This window comes from Streptomyces sp. YGL11-2 (assembly GCF_050054615.1).
GTDB lineage: Bacteria > Actinomycetota > Actinomycetes > Streptomycetales > Streptomycetaceae > Streptomyces.
This window is the reverse complement of record NZ_JBNHIN010000029.1, coordinates 6,400-23,538: the sequence shown is the minus strand read 5'-3', so window position 1 is coordinate 23,538 and position 17,139 is coordinate 6,400. Positions and strand designations below refer to the sequence as shown.

Sequence of the window (17,139 nt, the reverse complement as noted above, 5' to 3'; positions counted from 1 at the left end):
CAGGCCCTGACGCGGCCGGTCAGGCGCCCCGCGGAGCCAGTGCCTCCCAGCGCACCGTGACCTCGCCCTGGCGGCGCCGCCGCGGGTCGCCGGCCAGCGGCCAGTCCGCCGACAGGGACTGGACGGCGGCCCGCCACCGCTGCCGGGCGCCCAGCGCGCCCAAGGGGGCGGCGGTGGCCCAGGCGCGGTCGAAGTCGCGCAGGAAGGCGTGCACCGGCTCGCCCGGCACATTGCGGTGGATCAGTGCCTTGGGGAGCCGTTCGGCCAGGTCGGAGGGGGTGTCGAGGGAGCCGAGCCGGGTCGCGAAGGTGACCGTGCGGGGCCCCTCGGGGCCCAGCGCGACCCAGACGTGCCGCCGCCCGATCTCGTCGCAGGTGCCTTCGACCAGCAGCCCGCCGGGCGCCAGCCGGGCGCACAGCCGCCGCCAGACGGCGGCGACCTCGTCCTCGTCGTACTGGCGCAGCACGTTCGCGGCCCGTATGAGGACCGGGGCGCGCCCCCGCCCGCCCGGGAGCGGCACCTCGAAGCCGCCGTGGACGAAGTCCAGCCCGGCGCACGCGTACGGGCGGGCGGCGGCGACCCGCGCCGGGTCGATCTCGACGCCGACGACCTGGGCGTCCGGCCGCACCGTACGCAGCCTCCCCAGCAGCTCCAGCGCCGTCCAGGGGGCGGCGCCGTAGCCGAGGTCGACGGCGACCGGGTCGGCGGAGCGGCGCAGCACGGCGCCGTGCTCTGCGGCGATCCAGCGGTCCATGCGGCGCAGCCGGTTGGGGTTGGTGGTGCCGCGGGTGGCGTTCCCGACCGGCCGGGACGGCGCGGGCGCCGGGGCGGCGGTGGAGACGGGGGAGCGGCGGGCCATGCATCGAGGGTATGGGGTGCCGGGGCGCGGGCGGTCCCAGGTCACGCTTTGGCAAAGTAGGGAGTCGGCGGGCCGGACGGAAATGGATGGCCGACCGGCGTTGTTGCAGGGGGTCGGAGGCGTGCCGCCCGCCACGCCAAGGAGGTAGCTCGCAGTGAGCCAATACGTGTCCCGGCTCCGCAGCCGACCCCACGGCCCGTTCCCCGGCCCGGCGCGGTTGCGGCTGCCCGGCGGATCCCGCCGCCCCCGCCGGGTCGCGATGCTGAGCGTCCACACCTCCCCGCTCCACCAGCCCGGCACCGGCGACGCCGGCGGGATGAACGTCTACATCGTCGAGCTGGCCAAGAAACTCGCCTCGATCAACATCGAGGTGGAGATCTTCACCCGCGCCACGACGGCCTCCCTCCCGCCCGCCGTCGAGCTGGCTCCCGGCGTGCTGGTCCGGCACGTCGACGCGGGCCCGTACGAGGGCCTGGCCAAGGAGGAGCTGCCGGCCCAGTTGTGCGCCTTCACCCACGGCGTGATGCAGGCATGGGCGGGTCACCGCCCCGGCTACTACGACCTGGTGCACTCCCACTACTGGCTCTCCGGCCATGTCGGCTGGCTGGCCGCCGACCGCTGGCGGGTGCCGCTGGTCCACGCCATGCACACCATGGCCAAGGTCAAGAACGCCGCGCTCGCCGTCGGCGACACCCCCGAGCCGCCGGCCCGCGTGATCGGCGAGACGCAGGTGGTCGACGCCGCCGACCGCCTGATAGCCAACACCGCCGAGGAGGCCGACGAGCTCATCCGGCACTACGACGCCGACCCCGGCAAGGTCGCGGTCGTCCACCCCGGCGTCAACCTCGACCGCTTCCGGCCGACCGGCGGCCTCGGCTCCGCCGTGGTCGCGGAGAGCCGGGCCGCCGCCCGGGCCCGCCTCGGGCTGCCCCAGGACGCGGTCATCCCGCTCTTCGCCGGCCGCATACAGCCGCTGAAGGCCCCGGACATCCTGCTGCGCGCCGCCGCCGCACTCGTCGCCGAGGACCCCTCGCTGCGGTCCCGGCTGGTCGTCCCGGTGGTGGGCGGGCCCAGCGGCAGCGGGCTGGCCAAGCCGGAGGGGCTCCAGAAGCTGGCCGCCCGGCTCGGTATCGCCGATCTGGTGCAGTTCCGCCCGCCGGTCGGCCAGGAGCAGCTCGCCGACTGGTACCGCGCCGCGTCCGTGCTGGTCATGCCGTCGTACAGCGAGTCGTTCGGACTGGTCGCCATCGAGGCCCAGGCGTGCGGCACCCCGGTCGTCGCGGCGGCCGTGGGCGGTCTGCCGGTCGCCGTCCGGGACGGCGTCAGCGGCTTCCTGGTCGCCGGCCACGACCCGGCCGACTACGCCCGCGCGCTGCGCCGCTTCGTGGACGACCCGTCGCTGGCCGCCCGGATGGGCAGCGACGCGGCCCGGCACGCGCAGTCCTTCGGCTGGGACACCGCCGCCGCGGCGACCGGCGACGTGTACACCGCCGCGATGCAGGAGCGCCGCCGTCACCTACGATCCCTCCATGGGTGAGGACATGGGTGAGGAACGACAGACGACCGCCGGTGCCGTGATCGAGCACACCCTCAAGGACGCCGGCCTCGAATGGGAGTCCCCCGCCGACGGCAACTACGTCGTCAAGCTCCCCGGCACCCGCAAGCTCTCCACGACCTGCTCGCTGATCGTCGGCCGCCACTCGCTGTCCATCAACGCCTTCGTCGTCCGGCATCCGGACGAGAACCACGACGCGGTGCACCGCTGGCTCCTGGAGCGCAACACCCGCCTCTACGGCGTCAGTTACGCCATCGACCAGCTCGGCGACATCTACCTGGTCGGCAAGCTCCCGCTCGCCGCCGTCACCCCCGACGAACTCGACCGGATCCTCGGCACGGTCCTGGAGAACGCCGACGGCAGCTTCAACACCCTGCTGGAGATGGGCTTCGCCACGGCCATCCGCAAGGAGTACGCCTGGCGGGTGTCGCGCGGCGAGTCCACCCGCAATCTGGAGGCGTTCGCCCATCTGACGAAGCGGAGCACGGAGGCGTGACCCGGGGGCGGCCCGCGGCAGCCCCCCCCCGCCGCCACGGCCCGCCCCGTGCCTCCGGCTAAGGCACGAACCGCACCTCCGGACAGCGCCCCGACGGCCCGTCCAGCAGTCCGGTGTCCCGCCCGCGCAGCCACCGGTCGAAGAATGCCGTGACATACGCCCGCTCGGCGGCGATCGCGCGCTGCGGATCGACGGTCCCGACCATCGCCGTGACCGCCCTCCGGGACAGCCCCAACTGCCGTGCGAGCTGCGGCACCAGCACCTCCGCGTCCGTGTAGCTCGCATGCCGGCCGCCGGTCAGCGTTAGGTCCCGCAGCCAGGCCCCCGGCCGCGTGCTGTGCCGCCACACCGCGGCCCAGGACGCCACCGTGTGATGGGTGTCCCCGGCCATCCCCATCAGCAGCAGCGGCCGGTCCACCCCGTCCCGCCCGACCGTCGACGGATGTGACGGGTCGTCATCGCGCTGGGTGTAGCCCAGCACCCCGTCCAGGTCAGCCGCCGCCCTGATCCGCGGGTCGTCGTGCATCGTCTGCGCCGCCGTGAACCCGCCCGCCGACTGCCCGAACATCCCCACGGTGCCGGTGTCCAGCGCCCCGCGCAGCCCCTCGGGCAGCACGGAGCCGGACCCGGTCCGCGCCAGCTCGTCGAGTACGAACCGGGTGTCGGCCACCCGCACCCCGCTGACCTTCTCCAGCAGCTCCGTGATCCGGCCGGTGCGCTGCGCCTTCGCCATCTCCGCCGGCATCACGCCGCGCGCCACCCGCCCGTCGGGGAACTGCACCGCGGGCGCCTCGTAGGTGTGGTCGACGGTCACCACCGCATAGCCGCGGGAGGCCAGTTCGTCGCAGAGCGTGCTGCCGAGCGAGCGGGGATCGCCGGCGCCGGGGGAGTAGAGGACCACCGGCAGCCGCCTCCCGGGCCGCCGGGCCACCGGGGCGCCGGTGTGCGCGTGGGTGAGGGTGGCGCCCCATGCCACCTTCCCCTTCGGTACGTATGCGGAGAGGTTGTTCAGCGCGTCGAACCCGGCCGCCTCGGCGGGCGTCAGCTGCGGCGCCCGCGGAAACCGCGCGGCGTCCTTGGTGGCCGGGTAGCGGACGCTCACCATCAGCTCCCGGTGCGGCTGCCCCGCGACCCAGGGGTCGTGCCGCCCGCGGTCCGTCAAGTGAAGCGAAACGGTGCCTACTTGATAGCGCCCGGTGGGCGCGGGCAGCGTCAGGCGGGCGCCGGCGCGGTCCCCGGCGGCGGCCGCCGGGTGCGGCGGTACGGGCGCGGGCACCCCGCTCGCCGCCGATCCCGCCGCGCCCGCCGCCAGCACCCCGGCGACCACCAGCGCCCCGATCCCCGCGGCCCGTCGCCGGGACGTCCGTCGCACCCTGCTGTCCACGCTGTCCACCACGATCTCCCCGTCGGCTCGAAGGATTCCCGCACATCGGTCCGTGCGATGCGGACGGCTCGTATGCATCCGTCCGTCCGTACGGACCAGAATCCCCGGGCCCGGCTCCCCGATCGATCGTGTGGCCACCCGTCTTCGGGGTGTGGCCACCACGAAGACGGGTGTGCCCGGCCCGCCACCTACGGGCTCGTGGACGTCATGCCGCGGGAGCCGCGGTGCCGGAAGAGGAGGAGGACGGAGACATGGACGTGGACGGGGATGACGACGGGGACGCGGGCTCGGTCGCGCCCTCCGACGGGGCGTCCGGACGGGCCGCCGCGACCACGTCCGTCGGCCGGGCCCGCTCCGGCAGGCGCCGCAGCAGCAGCCCGTAGCCGATCGCCGCCACCGTGCCGACCGCCGCGCAGCCGGCCCAGAGCGCATCGGCGCCGTAGTGGTCGATGACCGTACCGCCGAGCAGCGGGGCCGCCAGGGAGGCGATGGACCAGGACAGGGAGTACATGCCCTGGTAGCGCCCGCGGCCGTGGACGGGGGACAGCCGGACCACCAGCCCCATCTGGGTGGGGGAGTTGATGATCTCGCCGAGGGTCCACACGGCGACCGCGACCGCGTACATCGCGACCGAGCCGGCCAGCGCGGTCAACCCGAAGCCGTAGCCCGCGAGCAGCGCCGAACCGATCAGCAGCGCCGTCGGGCTGCGGTGCTCGATGAGGCGGGTGACCGGGATCTGGAGCAGGACGATCAGTACGCCGTTGACCGCGACGACGCTCCCGAAGTCCGCGCTGGAGAAGCCGTCCTGACCCATCGACACCGGCATGGAGACGTACGCCTGCTGGAAGAGCAGCGCCAGCAGCAGGTTCAGCCCGACGACGGTCATGAACCGGCCGTCGCGCAGCACGGTCAGCATGGAGACCGTCGTGGCGGCCGGCCCGGCGTCCGCGGTGCCGTCCGCCCCGGCCGCGGCCCCGGGCGCCTCCGGGCGGGACTCCGGCAGCTTCCGGAACACCACCAGCGCACAGGCCAGGACGAGCGCGGCCTCGCCCAGGAAGAGCGTCAAGTAGCCGTGTTCGGCGATGAGTCCGGCGGCGGTGGAGGAGACCGCGAAGCCGAGGTTGATCGCCCAGTAGTTGAGGGAGAACGCGCGCACGCGGTCCTCGGGGGCGACGATGTCGGCCATCATCGCCTGGACGGCGGGCCGCGAGGCGTTGGACGCGGTACCGACCAGGAACGCCACGGCCGCGATGGCGACCGGATCCGTCATGAACCCGAGCAGCGCCACGGACACCGCGGTCGCCAGCTGCGCGATCAGCATCGTGGGCCGCCGCCCGAGCCGGTCGGCGAGCACCCCGCCCGCCACGGAGGACACCACTCCGCCGAGCCCGTACAGCGCGCCCACCAGCCCCGCGTACGAGGCGGAGTAGCCGCGGTCGACGGTGAGGTAGAGGGCGAGGAAGGTGGCGACGAACGAGCCCAGCCGGTTGATCAGGGTGCTGGTCCACAGCCACCAGAACTGCCGGGGGAGTCCGGAGACGCTCGCCGCGGCGGCGTGCCGGAGCCGGGAGAGCGCGGGTGGTTTCGATGCGGACATGACAGTTCCCCCGGGGTGGCGACGAGCGGTGAAGGGTGCGGGTGGGCGGCCGTCGGGTAAGTGGTGCCGACGCTGATCGCAACCTACTCAGCGGTCATCTCCACCCGCCACCCAATTGATCGGAAACGTCAAAGGTCACCGCCGGGCCCGCCGTCGCCTCCCGCCCGCCACCCTCCCCGGCAAGGCCCTACCCCGGCTTCGATTACGCTCGACGGCATGGCCGACGCACCGTACAAGCTGATCCTCCTTCGCCACGGCGAGAGCGAGTGGAACGCGAAGAACCTGTTCACCGGCTGGGTGGACGTCAACCTCAACGAGAAGGGCGAGAAGGAGGCGGTCCGCGGCGGAGAGCTGCTCAAGGATGCCGGCCTGCTCCCCGACGTACTGCACACCTCCCTCCAGAAGCGCGCCATCCGCACCGCGCAGCTGGCACTGGAGGCCGCCGACCGCCACTGGATCCCGGTCCACCGCAGCTGGCGCCTGAACGAGCGCCACTACGGCGCGCTCCAGGGCAAGGACAAGGCCCAGACCCTGGCCGAGTTCGGCGAGGAGCAGTTCATGCTCTGGCGCCGCTCGTACGACACCCCGCCGCCCGCGCTGGAGGACGGCAGCGAGTTCTCGCAGAGCGACGACCCGCGCTACGCCGCCATCCCGCCGGAGCTGCGTCCGCGTACCGAGTGCCTCAAGGACGTCGTGGTCCGCATGCTGCCGTACTGGTACGACGGCATCGTCCCCGACCTGGTCGCCGGCCGCACGGTGCTGGTCGCCGCCCACGGCAACAGCCTCCGCGCCCTGGTCAAGCACCTCGACAAGATCTCCGACGCGGACATCGCCGGCCTGAACATCCCCACCGGCATCCCGCTCGTCTACGAGCTCGACGCCGACTTCCGCCCGGTCAACCCGGGCGGCACCTACCTCGACCCGGAGGCCGCCAAGGCCGCCATCGAGGCCGTGAAGAACCAGGGCAAGAAGAAGTAGGCCCGTACGCAGAAGCCCCCTGCCTGCGGCGTTGTCGCCGGGCAGGGGGCTTGTCGCTGTGCCGGGGCCGTCGTTGGGCCCCTCGCGGACGCGATGTGCGAGGGTCCCGCGGTACGGCGACGGCCCCGGCCGGAACGGGAACCGGTCGGGGCCGCGTCGCGCTGTGCCGTCGTCGTGCCGTCGGCGTCGTCAGGCCGTAGGGCCGGCGCGCCGTGCCGAGAGGTGGCTCACCCGCAGCCGCCACCGCACTGGCACGGTCCGCCGCTCTGGCAGCCGCAGCTGCACCCGGGACCGCAGGAGCACCCGCTCAGCAGAGGGAGTTGCGGCCGGTCGGCTGCCGGGTTCTGGGAAGCGGGAGTCGGGGAGTCCGCCATGAGTGCCATGTATGTGCCTCCTAGGGGTCACCTGGTGCCCATTGCAAACCCCGGTGCACAGGCGCGTCAACGGCGCGCGGAGGCACGTTACGCGCCCTCCACCGCCGTCGGCGGGGCGATCTCGTCGGCGTGCTCGCCGGTCACGAGGTAGACGACGCGCTTGGCGACGGAGACCGCGTGGTCCGCGAAGCGCTCGTAGTAGCGGCCGAGCAGGGTGACGTCCACCGCCGTCTCGATGCCGTGCTTCCAGCGGTCGTCCATCAGGTGCTGGAAGAGGGTGCGGTGCAGCATGTCCATCGCGTCGTCGTCCTGCTCCAGCTGGAGCGCGAGGTCGACGTCCTTGGTGATGATGACCTCGCCGGCCTTGGCCATCAGGCGCTGCGCCAGCTGCCCCATCTCCAGGATGGTGGCGTGCAGGTCGCGCGGCACGGCCGTCTGCGGGAAGCGCAACCGGGACAGCTTGGCGACGTGCTGGGCGAGGTCGCCGGAGCGCTCCAGGTCGGCGCTCATCCGCAGCGAGGTGACGACGATCCGCAGGTCGGTGGCGACCGGCTGCTGCCGGGCCAGCAGGGCGATCGCCCGGGCCTCCAGGTCGCGCTGGAGATCGTCGACCTTCTCGTCGGCGGCGATGACGTTCTCGGCCAGCTTGAGGTCCGCGTCGAGAATCGCCGTGGTGGCGCGCCCGATCGCGGAGCCCACGAGCCGGGCCATCTCGACCAGGCCCTCGCCGATCGAGTCCAGCTCCTCGTGGTACGCGTCCCGCATCAGTGACCTTCTCTCGCTTCGAGGGGATTCCGTGTGCTCGGGGGGTCCGAGTGATGGTGCGTGTGGTGCGTGGGGCCGTGCGCCTACGCTCCCACGGACCGGCCGCCGGCGGTCCCCCCGCACCCTCAATGTGCGGGGGCATCGCGACCTGCGGGACCACCGGGAGTGAATCGGCACTGACGTGACGGTGAACTCTGGGAGTCGCCGCCGCGGCCGTGAGGGCGGCCCTCCGGCTGCCCCGGCGGCCTGAGTGAACCACCCCCGACGCCTCGGTGAACTCTGGGCGACGGCTGTTCGAGCAGCGGCTCCCAGCGCTGGGGAAGTGTCGGACCCGGCACATACTCTGGATTCATGAACGTGGACGCGGCCGTCGCCGCAATGGCTGCGATCGCCGGGTTGTGCACCGGCGTCTTCGCCATGCTGGCGTTCCGCTGGAGTGAGCGGGATCAGGCCAAGCCCACCCGCACCTCCCTGCACACCGACGCCGTGCTCCCGCCCGGCGTCGACACCGTCCTGTCCGTTCTCCGTTCCTCCGCGGTCGTCCTCGACGAGGCCGACGCGGTCGTGAAGGCCAGCTCCGCCGCGTACGCCCTCGGGCTGGTCCGCGGTGGCAAGCTCGCCGTCGAGCCGATGCTCCAGATGGCCCGCGACACCCGCCGCGACGGCGAGATACGCCAGGTGGAGCTGGACCTGCCGCGCCGCGGCACCGGCCGCGGGGACGCCCTCGCGGTCTCCGCCCGGGTCGCCCCGCTCGGCTCCAGGCTGGTGCTGCTGCTGGTCGAGGACCTGACCGAGGCCCGCCGCATAGAGGCGGTCCGGCGCGACTTCGTGGCGAACGTCAGCCATGAGCTCAAGACCCCGGTCGGCGCGCTGTCGCTGCTCTCCGAGGCGGTGATGGACGCCAGCGACGACCCCGAGGCCGTCACCCGCTTCGCCGGCCGCATGCAGAACGAGGCCACCCGCCTGACCAACCTGGTCCAGGAGCTGATCGACCTCTCCCGGGTGCAGAACGACGACCCGCTGGAGGACGCCGAGCCGGTGCCGGTCGACGAACTGGTCGCCGAGGCGGTGGACCGCTGCCGCCAGCAGGCCGGCACGAAGCAGATCACGATGGCCAGTTCCATCGGCGGCCCCGGGGGCCCCGCCACCCGGACCGGAGGCGGGCGCCGGCCGGGCGGCAGCGGCGACCTGCACGTCTGGGGCAACCGCGGCCAGCTCGCGGCGGCCCTCGGCAACCTCGTCGAGAACGCCGTCAACTACTCCCCGGCGCGCACCCGCGTCGGGATCTCCGGCCGCCGGGTGTCCGCGCCCGGTGGCGACCTGATCGAGATCGCGGTGACCGACCAGGGCATCGGGATATCCGAAAGGGACCGGGACCGCATCTTCGAGCGGTTCTACCGCGTGGACCCGGCGCGCTCGCGCGCCACCGGCGGGACCGGCCTCGGCCTCGCCATCGTCAAGCACGTGGCCGCCTCGCACGGCGGGGAGGTCACGGTGTGGAGCGCTGAGGGACAGGGCTCCACCTTCACCCTGCGTCTCCCGGAAGCCGGGGCCGTCCGCGACCGCGAACGGCCTTCGGACCTCACCGCGGAGGGCCTCGACGACGAGGACCGCCCGTACGAGACCTTCAACGATCCGCTCCCTGCTCACCCAGCCCCGGAGGTCCTTCCGTGACCCGAGTGCTTGTCGTCGAGGACGAGGAATCGTTCAGCGACGCACTGTCGTACATGCTCCGCAAGGAGGGTTTCGAGGTCGCCGTGGCGGCTACGGGCCCTGACGGACTGGACGAGTTCGAGCGCAACGGCGCCGATCTCGTCCTGCTGGACCTGATGCTGCCGGGACTGCCCGGCACCGAGGTCTGCCGCCAGCTGCGCGGTCGCTCCAACGTCCCGGTCATCATGGTGACCGCCAAGGACAGTGAGATCGACAAGGTCGTCGGTCTCGAAATAGGGGCCGATGACTACGTCACCAAGCCCTTCTCCTCCCGGGAACTGGTCGCCCGGATCCGCGCCGTGCTGCGCCGCCGCGGCGAGCCGGAGGAGGTCGCCCCGCAGGCCCTGGAGGCCGGCCCGGTCCGGATGGACGTGGACCGCCACGTCGTCACGGTCTCCGGCGGCAAGGTCGACCTGCCCCTCAAGGAGTTCGACCTCCTGGAGATGCTGCTGCGCAACGCCGGCCGGGTCCTGACCCGTATGCAGCTCATCGACCGCGTCTGGGGCGCCGACTACGTGGGCGACACCAAGACCCTCGACGTCCACGTGAAGCGGCTGCGCGCCAAGATCGAGCCGGACCCGGGCGCGCCGCGCTATCTGGTCACGGTCCGCGGTCTGGGTTACAAATTCGAACCCTAAGCGACCCTGTGGATACGCTGAGTATTCCTCGCCGTCGGGTGGACGGAGAGGCCAAACGCCTGTGGAGCGCTGGTAGGGCCGGGTCTGACTCGGCGCGGTGCCGGGAAGCGGGAACCCGTCGGGGGCACCAGAAGTTCGAGCCGTAGGCTGAACCGCGAAGGGCGGGAACCGATAACCAAGGTTCCCGCCCTTAGACGTGGATGAGGTTCAGCGACCCGCGTGCGCCGACTCCTAGGGCTTGGCGGTGCTCGACGGCGAGGCCATACCGGAGGGGGAGGCCGACTCCGAGGGCTTGCCGCTCGCGGAGGTGGACGGCTGCGGCGACACCGACGGGCCGTAGCTCTCGAAGTTGCTCTTCGCCGGGGTGACGAACGCCTTGATGGTCACCTGGCCGGTGGCGCTGAAGTCGAAGGTCAGCGGCTGGAGGTTGCCGTCCTGAACGGCCTCCCGGCCGCTCTCCAGGACGGCGCTGGGGTTGCCCTGGCCGCCGAGCACCACGGAGCCGCCGGCCGGCACGGTGATCTTGGCCGACGACAGCTTGGCCGACTGGCTGCTGCCGTTGACGGAGATCCCGGTCAGCTGCTGGTCCTTGGTGCCGGTGTTGAACACCGTCGCGGCGATCGCGGCCGGGCCCTTGGCGTTGACGTCGGGCTGGGTGATCACGTTCACGTTCTGGATCTTGATGTCGCCGACGCTGGTCGCGGCGTTGTCCGGCTTGACCTCCAGCGTCTGGGCGTCGTTCCCGGCGCTGCACGCGGACAGCGCGGCGATCGAGAGCGAGAGGACGGTGGCGGCGAGGACGCCGCGTCGAAGGCTGCGGCTCACGGCGGCGGCATCTCCTTGACGAGCTACGGCGGCCGAACGTTCGTGCCCGGTCGCGGATGGACGGCTGGGGCGGCGCTGCGCAGCCGTCGTGACGACGGACACGTAAAGCCGCCCTAAGGGTGGGTCAGCGCCGCTAGGTTACCGAGCCGTCCTCGCGCCGATGCACCCGACCCGCCCCCTGCGCGATCACGCGCCCGCCGCCTGCTCCGATATCCCCTCGGCGGGGGCTCCGGGCGGGCGGCCGGAACGCCACCCGGAAGGGATTTCCGGAACCCGATCTCGTGCCGATCTCGGAAGATCCAGCCGGCATATTCGGCAAGCGGCTGTTCGAGTGGCGGCAGCCATGTTTCCCCCGGTGATAAGTGGTATTCACAAGGAATGCACATGGCACACAGAATTGATCACACCCGGCGCCGGGGCGCCGTTGATCAATTTCGGGAATCGCACCGGTTCGGCCACCAAGCAGCCGAACGGAGTAGCGGAACTCGCTCATGCAGATCGGTGCAAATCGGGACGTTCGCCTCGTCGATCTCTGCCATTCCGGTGTGCGGCGGCCGGGTTTCCGCTCACCTGTGAAGCCCCTCCCACCTGCGAATTCCCGTGTCCCGCGGCCCCTCGAAGCACGTTCCGACCGCTGTTGTCAAGCCCCGAGATATGCCCTGACCTGCGAAAACGCCATTCAGAACGGCCCGTTCCCGTGTTAGCATGGATAGCCACGGAAGGGGTACCTGTCACATGACGTTCAAGGTTGGCGACACCGTGGTCTATCCCCATCACGGGGCCGCGCTGATCGAGGCCATCGAAACTCGCCAGATCAAAGGCGTGGACAAGACCTACTTGGTGCTGAAGGTCGCCCAGGGCGACTTGACTGTTCGTGTGCCAGCGGACAATGCGGAGTTCGTCGGCGTACGCGACGTGGTTGGTCAGGACGGGCTGGACCGGGTCTTCGAGGTGCTGCGCGCACCGTATGCCGAGGAGCCGACGAACTGGTCCCGTCGCTACAAGGCAAATCTTGAGAAGCTCGCTTCTGGCGACGTGATCAAGGTCGCCGAGGTCGTTCGCGACCTGTGGCGGCGTGAGCGCGAGCGCGGACTCTCCGCCGGTGAGAAGAGGATGCTCGCCAAGGCGCGCCAGATTCTGGTGAGCGAGCTGGCCCTCGCGGAGAACACCAACGAAGACAAGGCCGAGGCCCTGCTCGACGAGGTCCTCGCGTCCTGACGACGCCCGCGTTGCGCGTCGGCGCGTGTGTGGATGTCCACGCAGAGTGACGGCGCGAGACAACGTAGCAATGCCGCGGTGCCCGAGTGACGACCGCCTCCCGAGCGGAGGGTCTGTTGCCGGGCGCTGCGGCATATCTGTGCCGGGCCCGGAATCTGCCCCGACCGCTGTCACGGAAGGGTTCCGGTCAAGGCGTCGCGCCCGGCACTCCTCCTGGCCATACCCACCCCGCCGGAGGAAACAAACCTGTCTGCCCCAATTCCGGGCTCGGCCCGGACTCCGGAGCCATCGATGTCAGATCCTTCCCCCCCGGGCCGCACCACCCCGGTCCGCACCGCCGCGGTGATCCCCGCCGCCGGCCGCGGCGTCCGGCTCGGTCCCGGCACCCCCAAGGCGCTGCGCACCCTGGGCGGCACCCCGATGCTGGTGCACGCCGTCCGTGCGATGGCCGCCTCGCGCGCCGTCTCGCACATCGTCGTGGTCGCCCCGCCCGACGGACCCGAGGAAGTCCGCCGGCTCCTCGACGCCCATCCGCTGACCGACCGCACCGAGCTGGTCGTGGTCCGCGGCGGCGCGACCCGCCAGGAGTCCGTACGGCTCGGGCTGGCGGCGCTGCCGGACGGCATCGACGTCGTCCTGGTCCACGACGCGGCGCGCCCGCTGGTCCCGGTCGACACCGTCGACGCGGTGATCGCGGCGGTCCGCGCCGGCGCCCCGGCGGTGGTCCCCGCGCTGCCGCTCGCCGACACCGTCAAGCAGGTCGAGCCGCGGCCCCAGGGCACCCCGGAGCCGGTGGTCGGCACGCCGGAGCGGGCGCTGCTGCGCGCCGTGCAGACCCCGCAGGGCTTCGACCCGGCGACGCTGCTCAAGGCGCACGACACCGTCGTGGAGGGCGAGGGCGCCACCGACGACGCCGGGCTGGTGGAGCGGCTCGGGGTGCCGGTGGTGCTCGTCCCGGGCCACGAGGAGGCGTTCAAGGTGACCCGGCCGCTGGACCTCGTCCTGGCCGAGGCCGTACTCGCCCGGAGGAGGGCCACCGATGGCTATGTCTGAGCACCCCCTGCCCGGTATCCCGCTGGTCGGCATCGGGACCGACGTGCACGCCTTCGAGAAGGGCCGCGAGCTGTGGTGCGCCGGGCTGCTCTGGGACGCCGCCGAGAGCGGCGGCTACGGGCTGGCCGGGCACAGCGACGGCGATGTGGCCGCGCACGCCGCCTGTGACGCGCTGTTCTCCGCGGCCGGCGTTGGCGACCTCGGCGCTCACTTCGGCACCTCCCGCCCGGAGTGGTCCGGTGCCTCCGGGGTGACACTGCTGGCCGAGGCCGCGCGGATCGTACGGGCCGAGGGGTTCGCCATCGGCAATGTCGCGGTGCAGGTCATCGGCGTACGGCCGAAGGTCGGCAAGCGCCGGGACGAGGCGCAGAAGGCGCTGTCCGAGGCGGTCGGGGCGCCGGTCTCGGTGTCCGGCACGACCACGGACGGGCTGGGGCTGACCGGCCGCGCCGAGGGGCTGGCCGCGATCGCGACCGCCCTGGTGGTGCGGACCGGCTGAGGCGGGCGGCCGGCGGGCATTCCGCCGGACGCGGCGTGCGGTGCGGGAATGCCCGGCGGGGCAAGGGTGTTGGGGAAGAATCCGGGTACTCGTGTCCATCGGAACGGCCTGCGGGAAGGATCCCTCGTGACGGCAACCCTGTCCGACGCGCTCAAGAATCTCCTCGACTCCCCGGTCTTCGTGACCGTGGGGACCGTCCAGCCGGACGGCAGCCCCCAGCTCTCCCCGGTCTGGGTGAAGCGGGACGGTGACGACCTGCTGTTCTCGACGACCGTCGGCCGCCGCAAGGAGCGGAACCTCCGGCGCGATCCGCGGGTCTCGGTCGTCCTCCAGCCGTTCGACGCCCCGTATACGTACGCCGAGATCCGCGGCGAGGCCACGCTCACGACCGAGGGCGGTCAGCAGCTGATCGACGAGCTGTCGCGGAAGTACACGGGCAAGTCGTACGCCGAGTTCAACCCGGCGGGGGTCGACGACGATGAGCGGGTGGTCGTCCGGATCACCCCGCGCAAGGTGATCGGCGGCATCTGAGCGCCCTGGCACCGGCCCGGTAGGCGGACGCGGTCCGGGCCCCGCGCGGAACAACCGGGCGAACCGGACGCCTTCGACGCTTCTGCGCCCCCGTGCTCAATAGGGCACGGGGCATTGCCGCGTTCCGACTACCCTTGTCCCGTGACGATTCGCCTGTACGACACCAGCGCCCGGCAGATTCGCGACTTCACCCCGCTCACGCCGGGCTGTGTCTCGATCTACCTCTGTGGTGCGACCGTGCAGGCCGCTCCGCACATCGGGCACATCCGGTCCGGACTCAATTTCGACATCATGCGCCGCTGGTTCGCCCACCGCGGCTACGACGTGACGTTCGTCCGGAACGTCACGGACATCGACGACAAGATCATCCAGAAGTCGGCCGAGCAGGGCCGCCCGTGGTGGGCGATCGGCTACGAGAACGAGGTCGCCTTCAACACGGCCTACGACACCCTCGGCTGCCTGCGCCCCACGTACGAGCCGCGCGCCACCGGCCACGTCCCCGAGATGATCGAGATGATGCGCGGCCTGATCGAGCGCGGCCACGCCTACGCCGCCGACGGCAACGTCTACTTCGACGTGCGGTCCTTCCCGGGCTACCTCCAGCTCTCCAACCAGGACCTGGACAACCTCCTCCAGCCGTCCGGCGAGGGCGAGACCGGCAAGCGCGACCCGCGCGACTTCGCCATGTGGAAGGCCGCCAAGGAGGGCGAGCCCAGCTGGGAGACCCCCTGGGGCCGCGGCCGGCCGGGCTGGCACCTGGAGTGCTCGGCGATGGCCCACAAGTACCTCGGCTCCGCCTTCGACATCCACGGCGGCGGCGTCGACCTGGTCTTCCCGCACCACGAGAACGAGATCGCCCAGGCCAAGGCGTTCGGCGACGACTTCGCCGCGTACTGGTCGCACAACGCCTGGGTGACCATGAGCGGCGAGAAGATGTCCAAGTCGCTGGGCAACTCCGTGCTCGTCTCGGAGATGGTCAAGCGCTGGCGGCCGATCGTGCTGCGCTACTACCTGGGCACCCCGCACTACCGCTCGATGATCGAGTACAGCGAGGAGGCGCTGCGCGAGGCCGAGTCGGCGTTCGCGCGGATCGAGGGGTTCGTCCAGCGGGTCGTCGAGAAGGCCGGGGTCGTCGAGCCCGCGCCCGAGGTGCCGCCGGCGTTCGCCGAGGCGATGGACGACGACCTGGGCGTCCCGCAGGCGCTGGCGATCGTGCACACCACCGTCCGGCAGGGCAATTCCGCGCTGACCGCCGACGACAAGGAAGCGGCGGTGGCGCGGCTGGCCGAACTGCGGGCGATGCTCGGGGTGCTCGGCCTGGACCCCCTCGACGAGCGCTGGTCGGGCGGCGCCGCGGACCGCGGTGAAGACCTGCACGGGGTCGTCGACTCGCTCGTCCGCCTCGTGCTGGAGCAGCGCCAGGGCGCTCGGGCGCGCAAGGACTACGCCACCGCCGACGCCATCCGCGACCAGCTCCAGCAGGCCGGTCTCGCCATCGAGGACACCCCGTCCGGGCCGCGCTGGTCGCTGTCGTGAAACCGGGTCCCGGGCGCCGCGCCGGGACCCGGCACACCCCCGGCCACCAGCCGGATTCGCCCTTCCCGGCGGCCTCGGGCGACACTCAATCCATACGTACGTACCCACTCCACGTCGCGAGACGTCGAGAGCAGTGAAGAAACAGGTGACCCATGGCCGGCAACAGCCAGCGCAGGAACCGCCGCACGTCGAACAAGAAGGGCGCTCAGGTCGGCAGTGGCGGTAAGCGGCGCCGGTCCCTGGAGGGCAAGGGCCCGACCCCGCCCGCCTCCGCCCGCAAGGGGCACGTCAAGAACCGCATCGCCAACGCCCAGGCGAAGCAGGCCGCGAGCCGCCGGCCGGCGCCGCGGCGCGGCGGCGCCAAGGGCACCGCGGAGCTGGTCGTCGGCCGCAACCCGGTCGTCGAGGCGCTGCGCGAGGGCGTGCCCGCGACGACGCTGTACGTGCAGCAGTTCATCGACAGCGACGAGCGGGTGCGCGAGGCGATCCAGCTGGCCACCGAGCGCGGGCTGAACCTCATGGAGGCGCCGCGCCCCGAGCTGGACCGGATGACCAACGGCCTCAACCACCAGGGCCTGGTCGCCCAGATCCCCCCGTACGACTACGCACATCCCGAGGACCTGTCGGCCGCCGCCTTCGACGCGGGCGAGGACCCCCTGATCGTCGCCCTGGACGGCGTCACCGACCCGCGCAACCTGGGCGCGGTGGTCCGGTCCGTTTCGGCGTTCGGCGGCCACGGCGTGGTCGTGCCGGAGCGCCGGGCGGCCGGGATGACGGCCGGCGCCTGGAAGACCTCAGCGGGCACCGCGGCCCGTACGCCGGTCGCCCGCGCCACCAACCTGACCCGGGCCCTGGAGGCGTACCAGAAGGCGGGCCTGACCGTCGTCGGTCTCGCCGCCGACGGCGAGATGGAGCTCCAGGACGTCGAGTTGCTGGACGGCCCGGTCGTCATCGTGGTCGGCAGCGAGGGCAAGGGCCTGTCGCGGCTGGTCGGCGAGACCTGCGACGTACGGGTGCGGATCCCGATGCCGGGCGGCGCGGAGTCGCTGAACGCCGGTGTCGCGGCCGGTGTCGTCCTCTGGGAGGCGGCGCGCCGCCGCGGCTGACGACGGTGCCCC

The 17,139-nt window shown here is 72.3% G+C and carries 16 protein-coding genes; 11 read left to right on the top strand and 5 right to left on the bottom strand.

Annotated features, from left to right (window positions below):
- Nucleotides 1–19: 19 nt before the first annotated feature.
- A complete protein-coding gene (locus ACO1BR_RS28095) occupies nucleotides 20–859 on the bottom strand; it encodes a class I SAM-dependent methyltransferase (RefSeq protein ID WP_426797898.1) in 840 nt (279 codons plus the stop codon).
- 154 nt (nucleotides 860–1,013) lie between these two features.
- Between ACO1BR_RS28095 and mshA the strand changes: the two genes are divergently transcribed.
- A complete protein-coding gene (mshA, locus tag ACO1BR_RS28090) occupies nucleotides 1,014–2,396 on the top strand; it encodes a D-inositol-3-phosphate glycosyltransferase (protein WP_426797897.1) in 1,383 nt (460 codons plus the stop codon).
- Nucleotides 2,389–2,910, top strand: coding sequence for a YbjN domain-containing protein (locus ACO1BR_RS28085; protein WP_426797896.1), 522 nt, complete (start codon nucleotides 2,389–2,391; stop codon nucleotides 2,908–2,910). Before mshA ends, ACO1BR_RS28085 begins: the two co-directional genes overlap by 8 nt.
- A gap of 58 nt (nucleotides 2,911–2,968) precedes the next feature.
- Here the strand turns inward: ACO1BR_RS28085 and ACO1BR_RS28080 are convergent, their stop codons facing one another.
- Nucleotides 2,969–4,303: an alpha/beta hydrolase family protein gene (locus ACO1BR_RS28080; protein WP_426797895.1), complete on the bottom strand. Its 1,335-nt coding sequence runs from the start codon at nucleotides 4,301–4,303 to the stop codon at nucleotides 2,969–2,971.
- 196 nt (nucleotides 4,304–4,499) lie between these two features.
- The gene (locus ACO1BR_RS28075) at nucleotides 4,500–5,891 is read right to left on the bottom strand and encodes an MDR family MFS transporter (RefSeq protein WP_426797894.1); all 1,392 of its coding nucleotides are present in this window, start codon (nucleotides 5,889–5,891) and stop codon (nucleotides 4,500–4,502) included.
- A gap of 216 nt (nucleotides 5,892–6,107) precedes the next feature.
- On the opposite strand from ACO1BR_RS28075, the gene ACO1BR_RS28070 reads away from it, so the two are divergent.
- Nucleotides 6,108–6,869, top strand: a complete 762-nt coding sequence (locus ACO1BR_RS28070) for a phosphoglyceromutase (RefSeq protein ID WP_159508616.1) — start codon at nucleotides 6,108–6,110, stop codon at nucleotides 6,867–6,869.
- Between the two features lie 461 nt (nucleotides 6,870–7,330).
- On the opposite strand, the gene phoU is transcribed toward ACO1BR_RS28070, so the two are convergent.
- Complete coding sequence (gene phoU, locus ACO1BR_RS28065) at nucleotides 7,331–8,008, bottom strand: phosphate signaling complex protein PhoU (RefSeq protein WP_159508614.1); 678 nt, start codon at nucleotides 8,006–8,008, stop codon at nucleotides 7,331–7,333.
- A gap of 351 nt (nucleotides 8,009–8,359) precedes the next feature.
- Between phoU and ACO1BR_RS28060 the strand changes: the two genes are divergently transcribed.
- Nucleotides 8,360–9,682 (top strand): sensor histidine kinase, encoded by a 1,323-nt coding sequence (locus ACO1BR_RS28060; RefSeq protein ID WP_426797893.1) that lies wholly within the window; start codon nucleotides 8,360–8,362, stop codon nucleotides 9,680–9,682.
- On the top strand, nucleotides 9,679–10,359 hold the full coding sequence (locus tag ACO1BR_RS28055; protein WP_016572018.1) for a response regulator transcription factor: 681 nt from the start codon (nucleotides 9,679–9,681) through the stop codon (nucleotides 10,357–10,359). Before ACO1BR_RS28060 ends, ACO1BR_RS28055 begins: the two co-directional genes overlap by 4 nt.
- 231 nt (nucleotides 10,360–10,590) lie before the next feature.
- Here ACO1BR_RS28055 and ACO1BR_RS28050 read toward each other — a convergent pair whose 3' ends face one another.
- Nucleotides 10,591–11,184: a DUF461 domain-containing protein gene (locus ACO1BR_RS28050; protein ID WP_426797892.1), complete on the bottom strand. Its 594-nt coding sequence runs from the start codon at nucleotides 11,182–11,184 to the stop codon at nucleotides 10,591–10,593.
- A gap of 735 nt (nucleotides 11,185–11,919) precedes the next feature.
- On the opposite strand from ACO1BR_RS28050, the gene ACO1BR_RS28045 reads away from it, so the two are divergent.
- The 6 genes from ACO1BR_RS28045 (at nucleotide 11,920) to rlmB (ending at nucleotide 17,127) form a co-directional block, all read left to right on the top strand.
- Nucleotides 11,920–12,402: a CarD family transcriptional regulator gene (locus ACO1BR_RS28045; protein WP_003953493.1), complete on the top strand. Its 483-nt coding sequence runs from the start codon at nucleotides 11,920–11,922 to the stop codon at nucleotides 12,400–12,402.
- Between the two features lie 291 nt (nucleotides 12,403–12,693).
- Nucleotides 12,694–13,455: a 2-C-methyl-D-erythritol 4-phosphate cytidylyltransferase gene (gene ispD / locus ACO1BR_RS28040; RefSeq protein WP_159508611.1), complete on the top strand. Its 762-nt coding sequence runs from the start codon at nucleotides 12,694–12,696 to the stop codon at nucleotides 13,453–13,455.
- Nucleotides 13,442–13,954: a 2-C-methyl-D-erythritol 2,4-cyclodiphosphate synthase gene (gene ispF, locus ACO1BR_RS28035; RefSeq protein ID WP_426797891.1), complete on the top strand. Its 513-nt coding sequence runs from the start codon at nucleotides 13,442–13,444 to the stop codon at nucleotides 13,952–13,954. The genes ispD and ispF overlap by 14 nt, the downstream gene beginning before the upstream one ends.
- A gap of 126 nt (nucleotides 13,955–14,080) precedes the next feature.
- The gene (locus tag ACO1BR_RS28030) at nucleotides 14,081–14,485 is read left to right on the top strand and encodes a PPOX class F420-dependent oxidoreductase (RefSeq protein WP_426797890.1); all 405 of its coding nucleotides are present in this window, start codon (nucleotides 14,081–14,083) and stop codon (nucleotides 14,483–14,485) included.
- Nucleotides 14,486–14,626: 141 nt separating this feature from the next.
- A complete protein-coding gene (gene cysS, locus ACO1BR_RS28025) occupies nucleotides 14,627–16,021 on the top strand; it encodes a cysteine--tRNA ligase (protein ID WP_426797889.1) in 1,395 nt (464 codons plus the stop codon).
- A 152-nt stretch (nucleotides 16,022–16,173) separates the two neighbouring features.
- Nucleotides 16,174–17,127 carry a 23S rRNA (guanosine(2251)-2'-O)-methyltransferase RlmB gene (gene rlmB / locus ACO1BR_RS28020; RefSeq protein WP_426797888.1) on the top strand — a complete coding sequence of 318 codons (954 nt, stop codon included), beginning with the start codon at nucleotides 16,174–16,176 and terminating at the stop codon, nucleotides 17,125–17,127.
- The last annotated feature ends 12 nt before the right edge of the window (nucleotides 17,128–17,139 follow it).

What these genes read in the sequence shown, in the direction of transcription:
- rlmB (WP_426797888.1), top strand. Translation starts at nt 16,174, where the DNA reads ATGGCCGGCAACAGCCAGCGCAGGAACCGCCGCACGTCGAACAAGAAG.
- ACO1BR_RS28075 (WP_426797894.1), bottom strand. Translation starts at nt 5,891, where the DNA reads ATGTCCGCATCGAAACCACCCGCGCTCTCCCGGCTCCGGCACGCCGCC.
- phoU (WP_159508614.1), bottom strand. Translation starts at nt 8,008, where the DNA reads ATGCGGGACGCGTACCACGAGGAGCTGGACTCGATCGGCGAGGGCCTG.
- ACO1BR_RS28070 (WP_159508616.1), top strand. Translation starts at nt 6,108, where the DNA reads ATGGCCGACGCACCGTACAAGCTGATCCTCCTTCGCCACGGCGAGAGC.
- ispF (WP_426797891.1), top strand. Translation starts at nt 13,442, where the DNA reads ATGGCTATGTCTGAGCACCCCCTGCCCGGTATCCCGCTGGTCGGCATC.
- ACO1BR_RS28060 (WP_426797893.1), top strand. Translation starts at nt 8,360, where the DNA reads ATGAACGTGGACGCGGCCGTCGCCGCAATGGCTGCGATCGCCGGGTTG.
- ACO1BR_RS28045 (WP_003953493.1), top strand. Translation starts at nt 11,920, where the DNA reads ATGACGTTCAAGGTTGGCGACACCGTGGTCTATCCCCATCACGGGGCC.
- ACO1BR_RS28095 (WP_426797898.1), bottom strand. Translation starts at nt 859, where the DNA reads ATGGCCCGCCGCTCCCCCGTCTCCACCGCCGCCCCGGCGCCCGCGCCG.
- ACO1BR_RS28085 (WP_426797896.1), top strand. Translation starts at nt 2,389, where the DNA reads ATGGGTGAGGACATGGGTGAGGAACGACAGACGACCGCCGGTGCCGTG.
- ispD (WP_159508611.1), top strand. Translation starts at nt 12,694, where the DNA reads ATGTCAGATCCTTCCCCCCCGGGCCGCACCACCCCGGTCCGCACCGCC.